The organism is Marinomonas sp. ATLA20 (assembly GCF_057180105.1).
On sequence record NZ_JBXUKU010000041.1, the window covers coordinates 1 to 513 of the forward strand.

Sequence of the window (513 nt, forward strand, 5' to 3'; positions counted from 1 at the left end):
CTCAATGTGAGTCAAGCGGTGACGGTCAGCGTCAATGACCTGAACGACAACACGCCAGTAATTACGTCCGGTGCGACCGGCAGTGTGGATGAAAACGCAGATATATCAACGGTCATCTATACCGCCACAGGTACCGACGCTGACGGCACAGCCGCGAACAGTACTTTGGTATACAGTTTGTCTGGCGACGATGCGGATAAGTTAATCATCGATGCGACCACTGGCGTGGTCACACTAAAAGCCTCAGCGGATTACGAAACCAAAGACAGCTACAGCTTCAATGTGGTGGCAACGGATAATGGCGCGGGCAACTTTAACTCGGGTAGTTTGAGTTCCAGTCAAGCCGTGACGGTCAGCGTCAACGACTTGAACGACAACACGCCAGTAATTACGTCTGGTGCGACAGGCAGTGTGGATGAGAACGCCGACACTAGTACGGTCATTTACACCGCCACAGGTACGGATGCCGATGGTACGGCGACGAACAATACCTTGGTGTACAGCCTAACGGGT

Annotated in this window: 1 protein-coding gene; it reads left to right on the forward strand. The window is 52.8% G+C overall.

The window, feature by feature from the left end; translation table 11 throughout:
* On the forward strand, nucleotides 1-513 hold a 513-nt coding region (locus tag AC2A4J_RS20350; RefSeq protein ID WP_484177296.1), incomplete at both ends, for a cadherin repeat domain-containing protein.